The 14,660-nt window shown below is 40.8% G+C and carries 11 protein-coding genes and 1 pseudogene; 4 read left to right on the top strand and 8 right to left on the bottom strand.

What is annotated here, in order from left to right; translation table 11 throughout:
* Positions 1 to 326: 326 nt before the first annotated feature.
* The 5 genes and pseudogenes from HMPREF9065_RS04220 to purE all read right to left on the bottom strand — a co-directional run bounded on the left by HMPREF9065_RS04220 (position 327) and on the right by purE (position 4,304).
* Positions 327 to 536, bottom strand: a complete 210-nt coding sequence (locus tag HMPREF9065_RS04220) for a TOBE domain-containing protein (protein ID WP_021616215.1) — start codon at positions 534 to 536, stop codon at positions 327 to 329.
* Between the two features lie 140 nt (positions 537 to 676).
* Positions 677 to 1,070, bottom strand: a pseudogene (locus tag HMPREF9065_RS09710) (FecCD family ABC transporter permease); the annotation flags it as partial.
* A gap of 227 nt (positions 1,071 to 1,297) precedes the next feature.
* Positions 1,298 to 2,488, bottom strand: coding sequence for an amino acid aminotransferase (locus tag HMPREF9065_RS04215; protein WP_021616218.1), 1,191 nt, complete (start codon positions 2,486 to 2,488; stop codon positions 1,298 to 1,300).
* A gap of 89 nt (positions 2,489 to 2,577) precedes the next feature.
* Entirely contained in the window at positions 2,578 to 3,666 is a 1,089-nt protein-coding gene (purK, locus tag HMPREF9065_RS04210) for a 5-(carboxyamino)imidazole ribonucleotide synthase (RefSeq protein WP_021616219.1), read from the bottom strand.
* Between the two features lie 140 nt (positions 3,667 to 3,806).
* On the bottom strand, positions 3,807 to 4,304 hold the full coding sequence (gene purE, locus HMPREF9065_RS04205; RefSeq protein WP_033002560.1) for a 5-(carboxyamino)imidazole ribonucleotide mutase: 498 nt from the start codon (positions 4,302 to 4,304) through the stop codon (positions 3,807 to 3,809).
* A 152-nt stretch (positions 4,305 to 4,456) separates the two neighbouring features.
* Here purE and pepN point away from each other — a divergent pair, with 152 nt between their 5' ends.
* From pepN to HMPREF9065_RS04190, 3 genes are all read left to right on the top strand, one after another.
* Positions 4,457 to 7,066, top strand: coding sequence for an aminopeptidase N (gene pepN / locus HMPREF9065_RS04200; protein WP_021616221.1), 2,610 nt, complete (start codon positions 4,457 to 4,459; stop codon positions 7,064 to 7,066).
* Between the two features lie 77 nt (positions 7,067 to 7,143).
* Positions 7,144 to 8,163 carry a quinone-dependent dihydroorotate dehydrogenase gene (gene pyrD / locus HMPREF9065_RS04195; RefSeq protein ID WP_021616222.1) on the top strand — a complete coding sequence of 340 codons (1,020 nt, stop codon included), beginning with the start codon at positions 7,144 to 7,146 and terminating at the stop codon, positions 8,161 to 8,163.
* 8 nt (positions 8,164 to 8,171) lie between these two features.
* Positions 8,172 to 9,008 carry a PHP domain-containing protein gene (locus HMPREF9065_RS04190; protein ID WP_021616223.1) on the top strand — a complete coding sequence of 279 codons (837 nt, stop codon included), beginning with the start codon at positions 8,172 to 8,174 and terminating at the stop codon, positions 9,006 to 9,008.
* Positions 9,009 to 9,055: 47 nt separating this feature from the next.
* Here the strand turns inward: HMPREF9065_RS04190 and HMPREF9065_RS04185 are convergent, their stop codons facing one another.
* Entirely contained in the window at positions 9,056 to 9,952 is an 897-nt protein-coding gene (locus HMPREF9065_RS04185; protein WP_021616224.1) for a LysR family transcriptional regulator, read from the bottom strand.
* 98 nt (positions 9,953 to 10,050) lie between these two features.
* Here HMPREF9065_RS04185 and topA point away from each other — a divergent pair, with 98 nt between their 5' ends.
* Positions 10,051 to 12,657: a type I DNA topoisomerase gene (gene topA / locus HMPREF9065_RS04180; RefSeq protein WP_021616225.1), complete on the top strand. Its 2,607-nt coding sequence runs from the start codon at positions 10,051 to 10,053 to the stop codon at positions 12,655 to 12,657.
* Between the two features lie 99 nt (positions 12,658 to 12,756).
* On the opposite strand, the gene ftnA (HMPREF9065_RS04175) is transcribed toward topA, so the two are convergent.
* Together ftnA (HMPREF9065_RS04175) and ftnA (HMPREF9065_RS04170) are read right to left on the bottom strand one after the other, a co-directional pair.
* Positions 12,757 to 13,257, bottom strand: coding sequence for a non-heme ferritin (gene ftnA / locus HMPREF9065_RS04175; RefSeq protein ID WP_021616226.1), 501 nt, complete (start codon positions 13,255 to 13,257; stop codon positions 12,757 to 12,759).
* 18 nt (positions 13,258 to 13,275) lie between these two features.
* Entirely contained in the window at positions 13,276 to 13,761 is a 486-nt protein-coding gene (gene ftnA / locus HMPREF9065_RS04170; protein WP_021616227.1) for a non-heme ferritin, read from the bottom strand.
* Positions 13,762 to 14,660: the final 899 nt, after the last annotated feature.

Consider the following 14,660-nt stretch of genomic DNA (forward strand, 5'->3'; position numbering starts at 1 on the left):
TTTAATTTTATAATTTTAGTATTACATTTGGTATCATAACTTCAATATTTCTGCGGTTGTAATACCAAAAATACGTTCGTGTTACCGGATCTAAGATATAGTGATTCTAGAATCGTAGCGTGCAACTTGTTGCACGAAATCGTGAATATCCAAAAGAATTAATAACGTTCCGTGCGTGGTTTGGTCGTGCATCAAGATGCACGCTACGCATGAGATCTTGAATTACGCATAGCCTATGATTTTTATAGTCTGGCTTTGACTGGCTATAAATAAAAAACAACCGCACTTTTTCAAGTACGGTTGTTTTGTCTTTCATTAAGAGTAAATTATTCTACGCCAACCATCACGGAAGTGGCTTTGATAATTGCGTAAGCGTCTTTGCCTACCGCTAAACCTAATTCTCTTACCGCTTCAAGAGAGATGGTAGAAGAAATTACGTTGCCGCCACCGATATCAAGGTGAACGATTGCGTTTACAGAACCGCTTTCGATTGAAACAACTTTACCTTTTAATTGGTTTCTTGCACTGATTTTCATAGAAATTTCCTTATATTAAGGCCTACAAAAAGTAGGCGGATGAAAAAAGAGTCTGCATTTTACCCATAATTACGATAAAAACCAATACTACTTAAGAGGTGATAGCCCTTTTAAGATTTGCTGAGCATTTTCTTTGGTCAACTCATGGTCATTAGTACTGCAATTAAACCTCCCACAAATGCAAATCCCTGAATGGCAAACAAACCAAAACCGAGCAAAATCGCAATAGCTGCGCCGATACAAGCACCACTGGATACACCTAACAGATCAGGCGACACCAGCGGATTGCGGAAAATCCCCTGAAACGTTGCGCCTGCCACCGCAAGCGCAGAGCCTACTAAAATAGCGGCAAGAATGCGTGGCAAGCGCAGATTGAAAATGATGTTGTTTTGTACGTCACTGGTGTTATTGCCCATTAGGCTTTGCACTACGATTTTCAATCGGAATGGCAAAACGTCCCCAAGACAAGGAAAACAAGGTAAGGCTAAAAAGCAATAAAATAAGCAGGATAAAAATCAATGTGTTTTTATTCATGAGAAAAGCGCGGTTAGTTTTAAATGTGGTTCATTATATATGAAATTATATACATCTTTGTAATTTGTTTTATATAATGAAATTAAGGGAGTAGCCAAAACGTGAGGAAAAGTAACCGCACTTTTGTTTTTGAGTGATAAAAGTGCGGTCGGTTTTGAGACTGTTTTTCAGAAAACAAAAACGGCATCTATTTCGATACCGTTTTCTTTTTAAAGTGCGGTCAAAAATTACAACACTTTGACAATGCTTTCGCAGAGGTAACGAATGTTGTCTTCGGTAATGCCGGCAACGTTGATACGGCCTGAGCGCACGGCATAAATGGCAAACTCTTCTTTCAAGCGGTCAACTTGTTCTGCGGTCAAGCCACTGAAAGAGAACATCCCGTTTTGGTTGATGATGAAGCTAAAGTCTTGCTGCGCACCATATTCTTTAAGCAACTCAACAAAACGGTGACGCATTTTTTTGATGCGGTCGCGCATTTCGGTGAGTTCGTTTTCCCAGTCTTGGCGCAATTTTGCATCATTTAATACCAATGCAACGGTATTTGCCCCGTGAGAAGACGGGTTAGAGTAGAGGGTACGGATAATGACTTTTACTTGAGTTAATGCTGTTGCAGCAATATTAGAATTTTCCGCCACGACAGTGAATGCACCAACGCGCTCATTATATAAACCAAAGTTTTTAGAGAAGGAGCTTGCCACTAAAAGTTCTTTATGATTTTTCGCGAAGGCGCGTAAGCCGTAAGCATCTTCTTCTAAACCGTGGGCAAAGCCTTGGTAAGCGAAGTCGAATAATGGCAACCAACCTTTTTGTGCAGACATTTCAGCCAGTTTGTCCCATTGTTCCGGTGTTGGGTCGATACCGGTCGGGTTGTGGCAGCAACCGTGAAGTAAAACCACATCGCCTTCACCGGCTTGGCTTAAATCGGCAATTAAGTTGTCCCAGTCTAAGGCTTTGCGCTCGGCATCGTAGTAGCGGTATTCGCGGATGTTGATGCCTACCGCTTTGAAAATTGCATTGTGGTTTGGCCAGGTTGGTGTGCTGATCCACACATTTTGGCTGTTAGTTTGGCGTTTAACGAACTCAGCAGCAATTCGGAGCGCACCGGTTCCGCCCAAACTTTGTACGGTTCTTGCACGATTGTTTTTTACAATGTCAGAATTGGCGCCGAACAATAATTCTTTGGTGCGTGCGTTGAAATCGGCAACGCCGTCAATCGGCAAGTAGTTTTTGGTATTTTCTTGTTCTAATAAACGTCTTTCTGCTTCTTTTACCGCTTTAACAATCGGGGTATTACCTTTGGCATCTTTATAGACACCGATACCTAAATTAATCTTGTTACTGCGGGTTTCGGATTTAAATGCTTCGCCTAAACCTAAAATTGGATCCGCCGGTGCGGCAGTAATCTTTTCAAACATAGTGTTATCCTCGGATGGTGGGTGAAAAATTATTTTAGTTATACTGCTCGGTGTTCTTTTTGACAAGCAATATGTTTCAAATATGTTAACTATATCAACTTATTTTTTGCCCATTGCAAACCGGATTGATAGTCTTCCGGCAACTCCGCCGCCAATTTGTCTAATTGCGCGATAATCACCTTTTTATCCGGATGGGAAAGATTAATGTGACCCACTTTGCGTCCCGGACGGACTTCTTTGCCATACCAATGCAATTGCGCAAAGGGCGTATTTAGCCATTGTGGGTTATGCGCAGTGCCGATCAAATTCACCATTACGCTTGGCGCAGAGACCTTTAATTGCGGCGTTGGTAAATCTAATAATGCTCGCAAATGCAATTCAAATTGACTCACAGCACAGCCAAGTTGTGTCCAGTGACCGCTGTTATGTACGCGTGGTGCAAGTTCATTAATTAAAAGCTGATTGCCCACCACAAAACATTCCATTGCCATCACGCCCACATAATTGAGCTCATTCATGATTTTGCCTAACATCATTTCAGCTTGCTGTTGCTGTGCGGCTTGTTGTGGGAAAGTGGTATCCATGACACTGTAACGTAAAATACCATTTTGCTGTAAATTGTGGGTGACCGGATAAAAACGGGTATCGCCGTTTCGGAAACGGGCACCCACGAGAGACACTTCGTAATCAAAGGGAATGAATTTTTCCGCAATAGTTTCTCCGAACAGGTCTTCCGTGATTTGAGCTTTGTTTTCATCAGACACAATCCACTGCCCACGGCCGTCATAACCGCCCATGCGACGCTTAACGACAACTTTCTCACCAATATGGTGAAATACCTCCGCCCATTGTGATGGTTCTTTTAACAGACACCAAGGCGAAGTTGGAAGATCTAATTTATCTAATAAGGATTTTTGGCTTAAGCGATCGGCTAATTGAGCAAAGATTTTTTGATTGACGAAATTGGCGTGATTGCCTAGGAGTGTGGTGAGTGGCGTTTGTTCCCAACGTTCGATTTCCGCAGTAATAATATCATCAGGCGATAATTCAAACACCGGCGCATCGAAAGGCAACGGTTGAACATGAATATCTAAAGGCGCACCGGCATAGCGTAACATTCTGCCAAGCTGTCCATTGCCAAGCACATAAATCGTCGGGTAGAGGGCGGATTTTTGCATAGTATTCTCATTGATTTTTATTGATGGCACAAACGTTCATGTTTGCACTACCTTTAGTTACTTATTAAAAAACACGGAAAAAAATGACCGCACTTTTTAGGTTGAGCATGGATAAAGTGCGGTAGATATTTTTGTTGTTTTTAACGTCGCGGGTCCGGATTGTCTAACACGCTTTGTGTTTGTGCCTGTCTGAACTCATGTAAGCGTTGTGCTAATTCAGCATTATTCATGGCTAACATTTGTGCGGCTAATAAGCCTGCGTTTGCTGCACCGGCAGGTCCAATAGCTAAGGTGCCGACGGGAATGCCTTTAGGCATTTGCACGATGGAATAGAGGCTATCTACACCACTTAACATGGAACTTTTCACTGGTACGCCAAGCACAGGTACGATGGTTTTGGCAGCAATCATTCCCGGCAGATGGGCAGCACCGCCTGCACCGGCAATAATCACTTGATAACCCTTTTGTTGTGCATTTTCGGCAAACTGGAAGAGTTTATCGGGGGTGCGGTGTGCAGAAACAATCTCTACGTGATAAGAAACCTGTAATTGATCGAGGATTTGCGTGGCTTCTTGCATGGTTGCCCAATCACTTTGAGAACCCATTACAATCGCGACTTTTGGGGATGTTAAAGACATTTTTGCCTCATTCTTGGAGATAAAAAACGGCGCTAGAATAGCATAATGCGCAAACGTTTGCGATAACTTTGCCAAAGAAAATCCATTTGCAACTTAATGCTAAAAATCATATCCTTAACGGCACTTTTTAGCCCTTAGAATTAGGTTGTTTTATGCTCGCTAAAGCCAAATATAGAAAAGATTATCAAACCCCCGATTTCACGGTAACCGATATCCATCTCGATTTTCAATTAGAGCCGGAAAAGACCGTGGTGGTTGCCACAAGCCAATATCAACGTCTTAATCCAAACAGCACCACCTTGCGCCTAGACGGACAGGATTTTCAATTTTCTTCCATTAAATTAAATGGAACACCTTTTACACAATATCAACAAGATCCGGAAAATTTGACGCTAAATCTTGAGCAAATCGATGCAAATCAGTTTGAACTGGAAATCACGACGATTTTAAATCCGGCAGCCAATACATCACTACAAGGTTTGTATCAATCCGGTGACGCTTTTTGTACACAATGTGAAGCGGAGGGCTTTCGTCAAATTACCTACATGCTAGATCGACCGGATGTCTTAGCACGTTACACCACGAAAATTACCGCCGATAAAGCGAAATACCCATTTTTACTTTCTAACGGCAATCGCATTAACAGCGGCGATTTAGACGATGGGCGTCATTGGGTGGAATGGAAAGATCCGTTCCCGAAACCAAGCTATTTGTTTGCGTTAGTAGCAGGCGATTTTGATGTGCTGAAAGATCAATTCATCACCAAAAGTGGTCGTGAAGTGGCATTAGAATTGTATGTGAATCGTGGCAATTTAGATCGCGCCGATTGGGCAATGCAAAGTTTAAAACGTGCCATGAAATGGGATGAAGAACGTTTTGATTTAGAATATGACCTCGACATTTACATGATTGTCGCGGTGGACTTCTTCAACATGGGCGCCATGGAAAATAAAGGGCTAAATATTTTTAATGACAAATATGTGTTGGCAAATCCACAAACGGCAACCGATGACGACTATTTAGCCATTGAAAGTGTGATTGCGCACGAATATTTCCACAACTGGACGGGCAACCGAGTGACTTGTCGTGATTGGTTTCAACTAAGTTTAAAAGAAGGTTTGACCGTTTTCCGTGATCAGGAATTCTCTTCTGACACGGGTTCTCGCCCGGTAAATCGCATTAATAACGTGAAGTTTTTGCGTACCGTACAATTTGCTGAAGACGCAGGCCCGATGGCACACCCGATTCGTCCGGAAAAAGTGATTGAAATGAATAACTTCTATACGGTTACTGTGTACGAAAAAGGCGCGGAAGTGATTCGTATGTTGCATACCTTATTGGGCGAAGAGGGCTTTCAAAAGGGCATGAAGTTATATATTGCGGAAAACGATGGCAAAGCGGCAACCTGTGAAGATTTTGTGTCTGCCATGGAGCGCGCCAATAATTTGGATTTAGCCCAGTTCCGCCGCTGGTACAGCCAATCCGGCACGCCGGAGTTGACCATCAGTGATCGTTATGATGAAAAAAATCACGTTTATCAATTACAGGTTTCTCAATTAACGCCACCAACGGCAGATCAAATGGAAAAAGTGAATTTACACATTCCGTTGAAAATTGCGTTATATGATGAAAAAGGTGCAGCACAAACCCTTTATGATGCCAATGGTGTTGTGGATAATGTGTTAAACATTACTCAAAAAGACCAAACCTTTGAATTTCATAATCTTTACACTAAGCCGATTCCAGCCTTGTTATGCGATTTCTCTGCACCGGTGAAATTGGATTATGATTATTCCTCTTCACAACTGATTACCTTGCTAAAGTGTGCTGAAAATGGCTTTATTCGTTGGGATGCGGCGCAGATGTTACTGGCTTCTGAGTTACGACGTAACGTCTCTCACTATCAACAAGGCCAACCGCTAGAATTATCGGCGGAAACGGCAGCCGTGTTTTATCAAGTTTTAGATAATTATCAAAAGGATATTGAGTTAACCAGTTTGATTCTCACGTTGCCGAAAGCGACAGAATTTGCGGAATTATTTAAAACCATTGATCCGGATGCCATCAGCGCTGCCAGGGAGTTTATGGCTGTCGCAATTGCAGACAGCTTACAAGAGGTATTGTTAAGAACTTACAACGCCATTCGTTTGGATGAATACAAAATCAATCGGGAAGACATTGCTTTACGCAAACTACGCAATGTCTGTTTAAGCTATTTAGCCTACACCAATATTGGCAATAATCTGGTGAACAAACATTACACCTATTCCAATAACATGACCGACACACTCGCCGCCTTAACTTCTGCGACACAAGCGAAGTTGGCTTGTCGAGATGGGTTATTAGCAGATTTTGAGCAAAAATGGCAACATGACGGTTTAGTCATGGACAAATGGTTTGCTTTACAAGCGACACGTCCGGAAGAAAATGTGTTACAAAACGTGATGCAGTTGATGGATCATCCAAGCTTTAATTTTAATAACCCGAACCGCGTGCGTTCTCTCATTGGTGCTTTTGCGGGGCAAAACTTAAAAGCGTTCCACGCTATTGACGGTTCAGGCTACCGTTTCTTAACGGATATTTTGATTAAACTGAATAAAAGCAACCCACAGGTGGCTTCTCGTTTAATTGAGCCGTTAATTCGTTTTGCACGTTATGATGCGCAGCGCCAAACCTTAATGAAACGTGCGCTAGAACGCATTAGTGAGACAGCGGATTTATCTCGCGATTTATTTGAGAAAATCGAAAAAGCGTTACAGTAAACATGAAAAGTGCGGTTAAATTTGACCGCACTTTTTCTATTCTTTTCACAGTTAACTCTCCGGAGAGATAAACGAGTATGTATTCTTTCATTCGTAAAGGTCTTTTTGCCCTTGATCCTGAAGATGCCCATAATTTAGTGATAAAAGCCCTTGGCTTAGCAGGACATTCGCCAGTTCATTTTTTATTAAAACAACTTCTAAATTGTCCACAAGGTAAGCCGAAAACCGTCATGGGGATTGAATTTAAAAATCCTATCGGTTTGGCAGCGGGCGCAGATAAAAATGCTGAAGCGATTGATGGCTTTGGTGCCATGGGCTTTGGTTTCATTGAAGTGGGCACAGTGACGCCATTAGCGCAAGAGGGAAATGCCAAACCACGCCAGTTTCGTTTGGTAGAAGCCGAAGGCATCATTAATCGTAATGGCTTTAATAATTATGGTATCGATCAGCTGATTGAAAATGTCAATAAATCGCACTATGACGGCGTGTTGGGGATCAACATCGGTAAAAATAAACTGACGCCCTTAGAACAAGGGAAAGATGATTATCTGATTTGTTTGAATAAAGCCTATAACTATGCCGGTTATATTACCGTGAATATTTCTTCGCCTAATACGCCGGATTTACGCCAGCTACAATATGGCGATTATTTTGATGATTTACTGAGAAGCATTAAATCTCGTCAACAAGAACTGGCTTCACAGCATGGCAAATATGTGCCGATTGCGGTAAAAATCGCTCCGGATTTGACGGAAAGCGAGTTAATTCAAATTGCCGATACCTTGCTGCGTCATAAAATGGACGGTGTCATTGCGACCAATACGACGATTTCTCGCGACAACGTCACATATTTAAAAAATGCTGAGCAGCAGGGCGGATTAAGCGGAAAACCCTTACAACAGAAAAGCACAGAAATTATTAAACGATTATACCAAGAACTCAAAGGGCAGATCCCCATTATTGGCAGCGGCGGCATTGATGGTGTGCAAAATGCTCAAGAAAAAATCCAAGCCGGCGCCGAGCTTTTGCAAGTGTATTCAGGCTTGATTTATCATGGACCGAGATTAGTTAAAGAATTGGTTCAAGTAATTAAATAAGGAAAAGCATGATCAAATATGACCTACATTGCCATAGCACAGCTTCCGATGGGATATTATCGCCGACTGAGGTGGTGTTACGCGCCCATGAAAAAGGCGTGAATGTACTGGCATTGACCGATCATGATACGGTAGCCGGCGTACCTGAAGCCCGTAAACAGGCTGAGGCGTTAGGCATTCAGCTCATTAATGGGGTAGAGTTATCGACCCTTTGGGAAGGTCATTCTATTCATATTGTGGGATTAGGGTTCGATCTTTCACATGAAAAAATGACCGCACTTTTAGCTGAGCAAGCGAAATTACGCGAGATTCGAGCTCAGGAAATCGGGGCAAAGTTAGAAAAAATCGGTGTAGAAAATGCTTACTCGGAGGCAAAAAAATTAGCCGGCGAAGGAGAAGTGACCCGAGCGCATTATGCCCGCCATTTAGTGCAAATTGGCAAAGTTTCTAACGATGGTCAAGCCTTTAAACGTTATTTGGGGCAGGGTAAATCTGCTTATGTCAAGCCACTGTGGGTTGATATTCCAACGACCATTGACATCATCCATCAAGCCGGTGGGCTTGCCGTGTTTGCGCATCCGTTGCGTTATACCATGACCATGAAATGGGTACGAAAACTGACGGAGAGTTTTAAAGCATGGGGCGGCGATGCCATTGAAATTTCCGGTTGCGGACAAAGCCGCGACCAGTATCAATTATTAGTAAAACTCGCGGAAGAACATCAACTCGCCGGTTCTATGGGGTCTGATTTTCATTTTCCTTGTGCGTGGGTGGAATTGGGCAAACTCGCACCGTTGCCGGCGCATATTCCTTTTGTTTTAGACATAAAAAATGACCTTGCTTAATTGCAAGGTCATGTAAAACGAAAACGTCCTTAAAAAGGACCGCACTTTTACGGTTTTGTCTTACATAAATCCAGCCGAGTAATAAAATCAATGAAGGCTTTGACTTTCGCTGACAAATGACGGCGGTGTGGATAAACAATATGTAAATCCAACTCTTGTTGTCGGTAATCCGCTAAAATCTCAACCAATTTCCCCGAAGCCAATTCTTCCTCCACAAAGAAGCGTGGCGTGTTAATAATGCCAACACCGTCAACACATAATGAAGCAAGGGTTAAGCCATTATTACAGACCAACTTGGAACGCATTTTAACGCGCTGAATTTTGTTGTGTTTGTTGAATTCCCAATAAATTTGGTTGCCTGTGGCTTTGTATAAAAGGCAGTCGTGATGTTCTAATTCTTCCGGCGTTTGTGGCGTACCATGAATGACTAAATATTCCGGTGAAGCGACGAAGTGCATTGAAGAGGTCGCAATTTTCTTTGCCACCAAGGAGCTGTCTTGCAAATAACCAATTCGTAAGGCCAAATCAAATCCTTCACTCACCAGATCGATAACACGGTCATTAAACTCAATATCGATATGTAAATTGGGATGCGCTTTAACAAAACTCGCTAAATTGGGCGTAATAAATCGCAAACCGAAATCGCGCGGTACGGAAACCGTTAAATTACCATGAAGGGAGGTAGAGAGATTGCTGATGCTGGATTCAGCCTCTTCCAATTCCAATAAAATGGGCTGGCAACGCTGATAATAGAGGCTGCCGGCTTCTGTGGGCACAATTTTGCGGGTAGTTCGTTGCAATAATCGTATTTTTAACTGTTCTTCTAATTGAGACACCAGTTTGCTTGCCATGGCAACAGAGATATTTTGCAGTGCGGCCGCTTTGGTAAAACTTTGAGTTTCAATCACTTTACAAAAAATTGAAATTGCATTGAGTTTGTCCATTTATCGCGCCTTTTGGAAAAAAGTAGTTGACCTGACTAAAGATAGTTAGCAATATATCGGGCAATTTTACACAAATTAAACAGAATTAGGTAATAATAATGAGTAAATCCTTGGTTATTGTGGAGTCGCCGGCAAAGGCGAAAACCATTAATAAATATTTAGGAAACAATTATGTGGTGAAATCCAGTGTCGGGCATATTCGTGATTTACCCACGGTAGGTTCTGCAAGCGGTGAAAAAGCCAAGCCGATCTCAACCAAAGGGTTAAGTGCTGAAGAAAAGCAAGCGCTTAAACAAAAGAAAGAACAAGATGCCTTAGTCAAACGTATGGGCGTTGACCCATATCACAGTTGGAAAGCCAATTACCAAATTTTACCGGGCAAAGAAAAAGTTGTTGCCGAATTAAAATCTCTCGCTAAAAATGCCGATCATATTTACCTCGCCACCGACTTGGATAGGGAAGGAGAGGCCATTGCATGGCACTTACGTGAAGTCATTGGCGGTGATGATGAACGCTTTAGCCGAGTGGTATTTAATGAAATTACGAAAAATGCGATCAAACAAGCCTTTGAACACCCTGAGCAGTTAAATATGGATCGTGTGAACGCCCAGCAAACCCGTCGTTTTTTAGATCGCGTTGTTGGGTTCATGGTGTCGCCATTACTTTGGAAAAAAGTGGCGAGAGGATTATCTGCCGGGCGAGTTCAGTCTGTTGCGGTAAAATTAATTGTGGAACGTGAACGGGAAATTAAAGCCTTTGTACCACAAGAGTACTGGGAAGTTTCTGTGTTAACCGACACCGCAAAACATGAACAGATTCGTTTGGATGTGGTGCAGTTTAAAGGTAAAAAATTTGAGCCGAAAAATGCGGAACAGGCAAAAAGTGCGGTGGATTTTTTAGCTAAATCTGATTATGTCATTTCTGATTTAGAAACGAAACCGACCAGTTCTAAAGCGCGCGCACCGTTTATTACCTCAACATTACAACAAACAGCCAGCACCCGTTTAGGCTTTGGTGTGAAAAAAACCATGATGTTGGCACAGCGTTTATATGAAGCCGGTTATATTACTTATATGCGTACGGACTCGACTAATTTGAGTCAAGATGCGTTAAATATGGTGCGCAGTTATATTGAAAAACATTATGGCGCACCTTATTTGCCGACCAAGCCAAATTTCTATTCCAGCAAAGAAAACGCACAAGAAGCCCACGAGGCGATTCGTCCATCAGATATTCAAATTGGTTCAAATGATTTAGTGGGGATGGAAAAAGATGCAGTGCGTTTATATGATTTAATTTGGCGCCAGTTTGTAGCCTGCCAAATGCCGCCGGCTCAATATGACAGTACCACTTTAACAGTCAGAGCAGGGGATTACACCTTAACGGCCAAAGGGCGTATTTTACGCTTTGATGGTTGGACGAAAGTATTGCCACAATCCGGAAAATCAGCGGAAGATCAAGCCTTGCCTGATGTGACCATAAATACCACACTGAATTTGTTAAGTGTGGAACCTCAACAGTATTTCACAAAACCACCAGCACGTTTTTCTGAAGCGGCATTAGTAAAAGAGCTGGAAAAACGGGGGATTGGCCGACCTTCGACTTATGCGGCCATTATTTCTACGATTCAAGAACGCGGTTACGTGCGTACAGAAAATCGCCGTTTTTATGCAGAAAAAATGGGCGAAATTGTGACCGATCGCTTAAATCAGTCGTTTGCTGATTTAATGAGTTACGATTTCACTGCCAATATGGAAGATGTGTTAGACCAAATTGCTTCCGGTACAAAAGACTGGAAAACGGAATTAAACCAATTCTTCAAAGATTTTTCTACGCAGTTAACAAAGGCAGAATTAGATGAATTAGAAGGCGGAATGCGCCCGAATAATTTGGTCGAAACAGATATTGTTTGCCCGACTTGTGGCCGTAATATGGCAATTCGAACCGCCAGTACCGGTGTGTTTTTAGGTTGTACCGGATATGCCTTACCGCCAAAGGAACGTTGCAAAACCACCATTAACTTGATTCCGGAAGCCGAATTATTAAACGTGTTAGATGAAGCGTCTGAAACCAAAGCATTAATGGAGCGTAAGCGTTGCCCGAAATGTGGTACAGCAATGGATAGCTATATTCTTGATCCACATCGTAAATTGCATATTTGTGGTAACAATCCGAATTGTGACGGTTATTTAATTGAAGAAGGTAAATTCAAAATTAAAGGTTATGACGGTCCAGTTGTTGAATGTGATAAATGCGGCAGCGATATGCATCTAAAACTCGGTCGTTTCGGTAAATACATGGCTTGTACACAATGTGATAACACTCGTAAGATTTTGAAAAATGGTGAAGTTGCGCCACCGAAAGAAGATCCAATTCATTTCCCGGAATTAAAATGTGAAAAATCCGATGCGTATTTTGTACTCCGTGATGGTGCCAGCGGTGTATTTATGTCTGCGCATAATTTCCCAAAATCTCGTGAAACGCGCGCACCAAAAGTTGCGGAGTTAGCCTTGTATCGTGATCGTTTGCCGGAGAAATTGCGCTACTTAGCCGATGCACCACAATTCGATCCGGAAGGCAACGCGGCCATTATTCGTTTTAGTCGCAAAGAAAAACGCCAATATGTTACCTCTGAAAAAAATGGCAAAGCCACCAAATGGATTGTTGATTTTGTGGATGGCAAGTGGGTAGAGCGGAAGAAATAATTGCGTGGAGTAAATTTCATCCGATAATTTAGCATTTATCGGATGAGATATGATAAAAAAGGCTAAGTTGTAAAACCTAGCCTTTTTGTTTTAGAAAGATTAGTTGCTTGCTGTTGCTAATGCCGCTAAATCTTTATCAACAAGGAACAAGCCTTTACCATCTTCACCAAGAAGATTTAATTTATCCAAAATACGACTGAATAATTTTTCTTCTTCATGTTGTTCTGCAACATACCATTGTAAGAAGTTGAATGCAGAGTAGTCTTTCTCTTCAAAAGTTCTACCGACCAACTCATTGATCTTACTGGTAATTAATTTTTCATGTTGATACGTTAATTCAAGAACTTCTTTTAATGATTTAAATTGATGTGGTGGCTCATCAATTTGAGTAATCACTGCCAACGCACCTGTTTCATTTAAATAGGTAAATAATTTACGCATATGTTGCATTTCTTCGGCTGCATGCGCAGATAAAAATTTAGCCGCGCCTTCAAAACCTTGTTGTTCACACCATGCACTCATTTGTAAATATAAATTTGAAGAATAAAATTCCAAATTCATTTGGTCGTTTAACAACTTAATTACATTATTTGATAACATTTTATTTCTCCTAAATTCTTATAACATTTTTAATTCACGATCAATGTAGTAAAGTGCGGTGCCGCTTTCACCAAGAAGTTTGAATTTATCAACAATAGTGCTAAATAATTTTTCTTCTTCATGCTGTTCAGCCACATACCATTGTAAGAAGTTAAAAGTAGAGTAATCCTTTTCTGCAAAAGTAATCTCAACTAACTCATTAATTTTTGAGGTCACAAGTTTTTCGTGCTCAAGCGTTGTCTCAAAAACTTCTTTTAATGAAGTATAATCGTGTTTAGGTGCATCAATTTTACCTAATAAAGGCATTCCGCTGGTTTCACTGACATAAGTAAATAGCTTTTGCATATGTTCTAATTCTTCATCAGCATGACGAAGTAAAAATGCTGCCGCACCTTCATAACCATGGTTATCGCACCATGCACTCATTTGTAAATAAACATTTGATGAATAAAACTCAAGGTTAATTTGTTCATTTAATTTGGTCGTAATTGCTTTGCTAAGCATAACTAACTCCTTTCCTTAATGATTTATAAGACAATCACAATACAACTTAATTTGCTGGGCACATTCTATCCACCTAATTGATAATCGTCAAATTATTTTTTCATTTATACGGGATAACTTATTAATTTTAAATGTATTTATAACAACAACTATTCTCATTTAGATATTTTTCTTGAAATGAATTCTCAATTGCAATCAGGTTGACAGATTATGTATTTCGATAAAAAGAAGATGGTAAACATCTATATTGATTGTATGTATATCCCATTCAATTCTTCCTTCCTGAAAATAGATTTTAACGTCTAACGATGTTTAACGATTCAAAATCTCAAAAATCTCGACGCGATAATGTTACACGGTAATAAGAGTGGTGAAGTTAAATTGTGACTTTGATAATATTTTATTTAACATAATATACATTATGCGAAATTAGTTATCAGGTAAGCGAAAGCTACGGATTAAGAAGATCACAGAGTTATGCACAAGTCACTCTTACTAGTTAAACATGATGAAATCTAGGGTTGATAAGGTATGTAACAAATAGAAAACTAAAGTTATAGACTGATGAATTGATATGTAAATGAATTGCAAAGAGATTATGGATATGGATTAATATGTTTAAAAATATGCTAAAGCGCATCCAAAATGAATCTGCTATCGTTTTTCTTTTATTGGTATTGATATTTAGAAAATGATGCCATATATATTGGTAACGCTACGTTAAATCTGAAGTGTTTTTAACGATTTCCCTCTCCTATCTTGAGTTTTTAAAAATTAGACAACAATCCATACATAAAACGTGCGGTTTTTAGGCTCCCCTATAAGCGCCTATACTTCACAAGCCCTCAAGGGGCTTGTGAAAACTGGTCACCGTGTTTATTTTCATATCACTATTTTAG

The sequence above is a fragment of the Aggregatibacter sp. oral taxon 458 str. W10330 genome (assembly GCF_000466335.1).
In the GTDB taxonomy this organism is placed as follows: domain Bacteria; phylum Pseudomonadota; class Gammaproteobacteria; order Enterobacterales; family Pasteurellaceae; genus Aggregatibacter.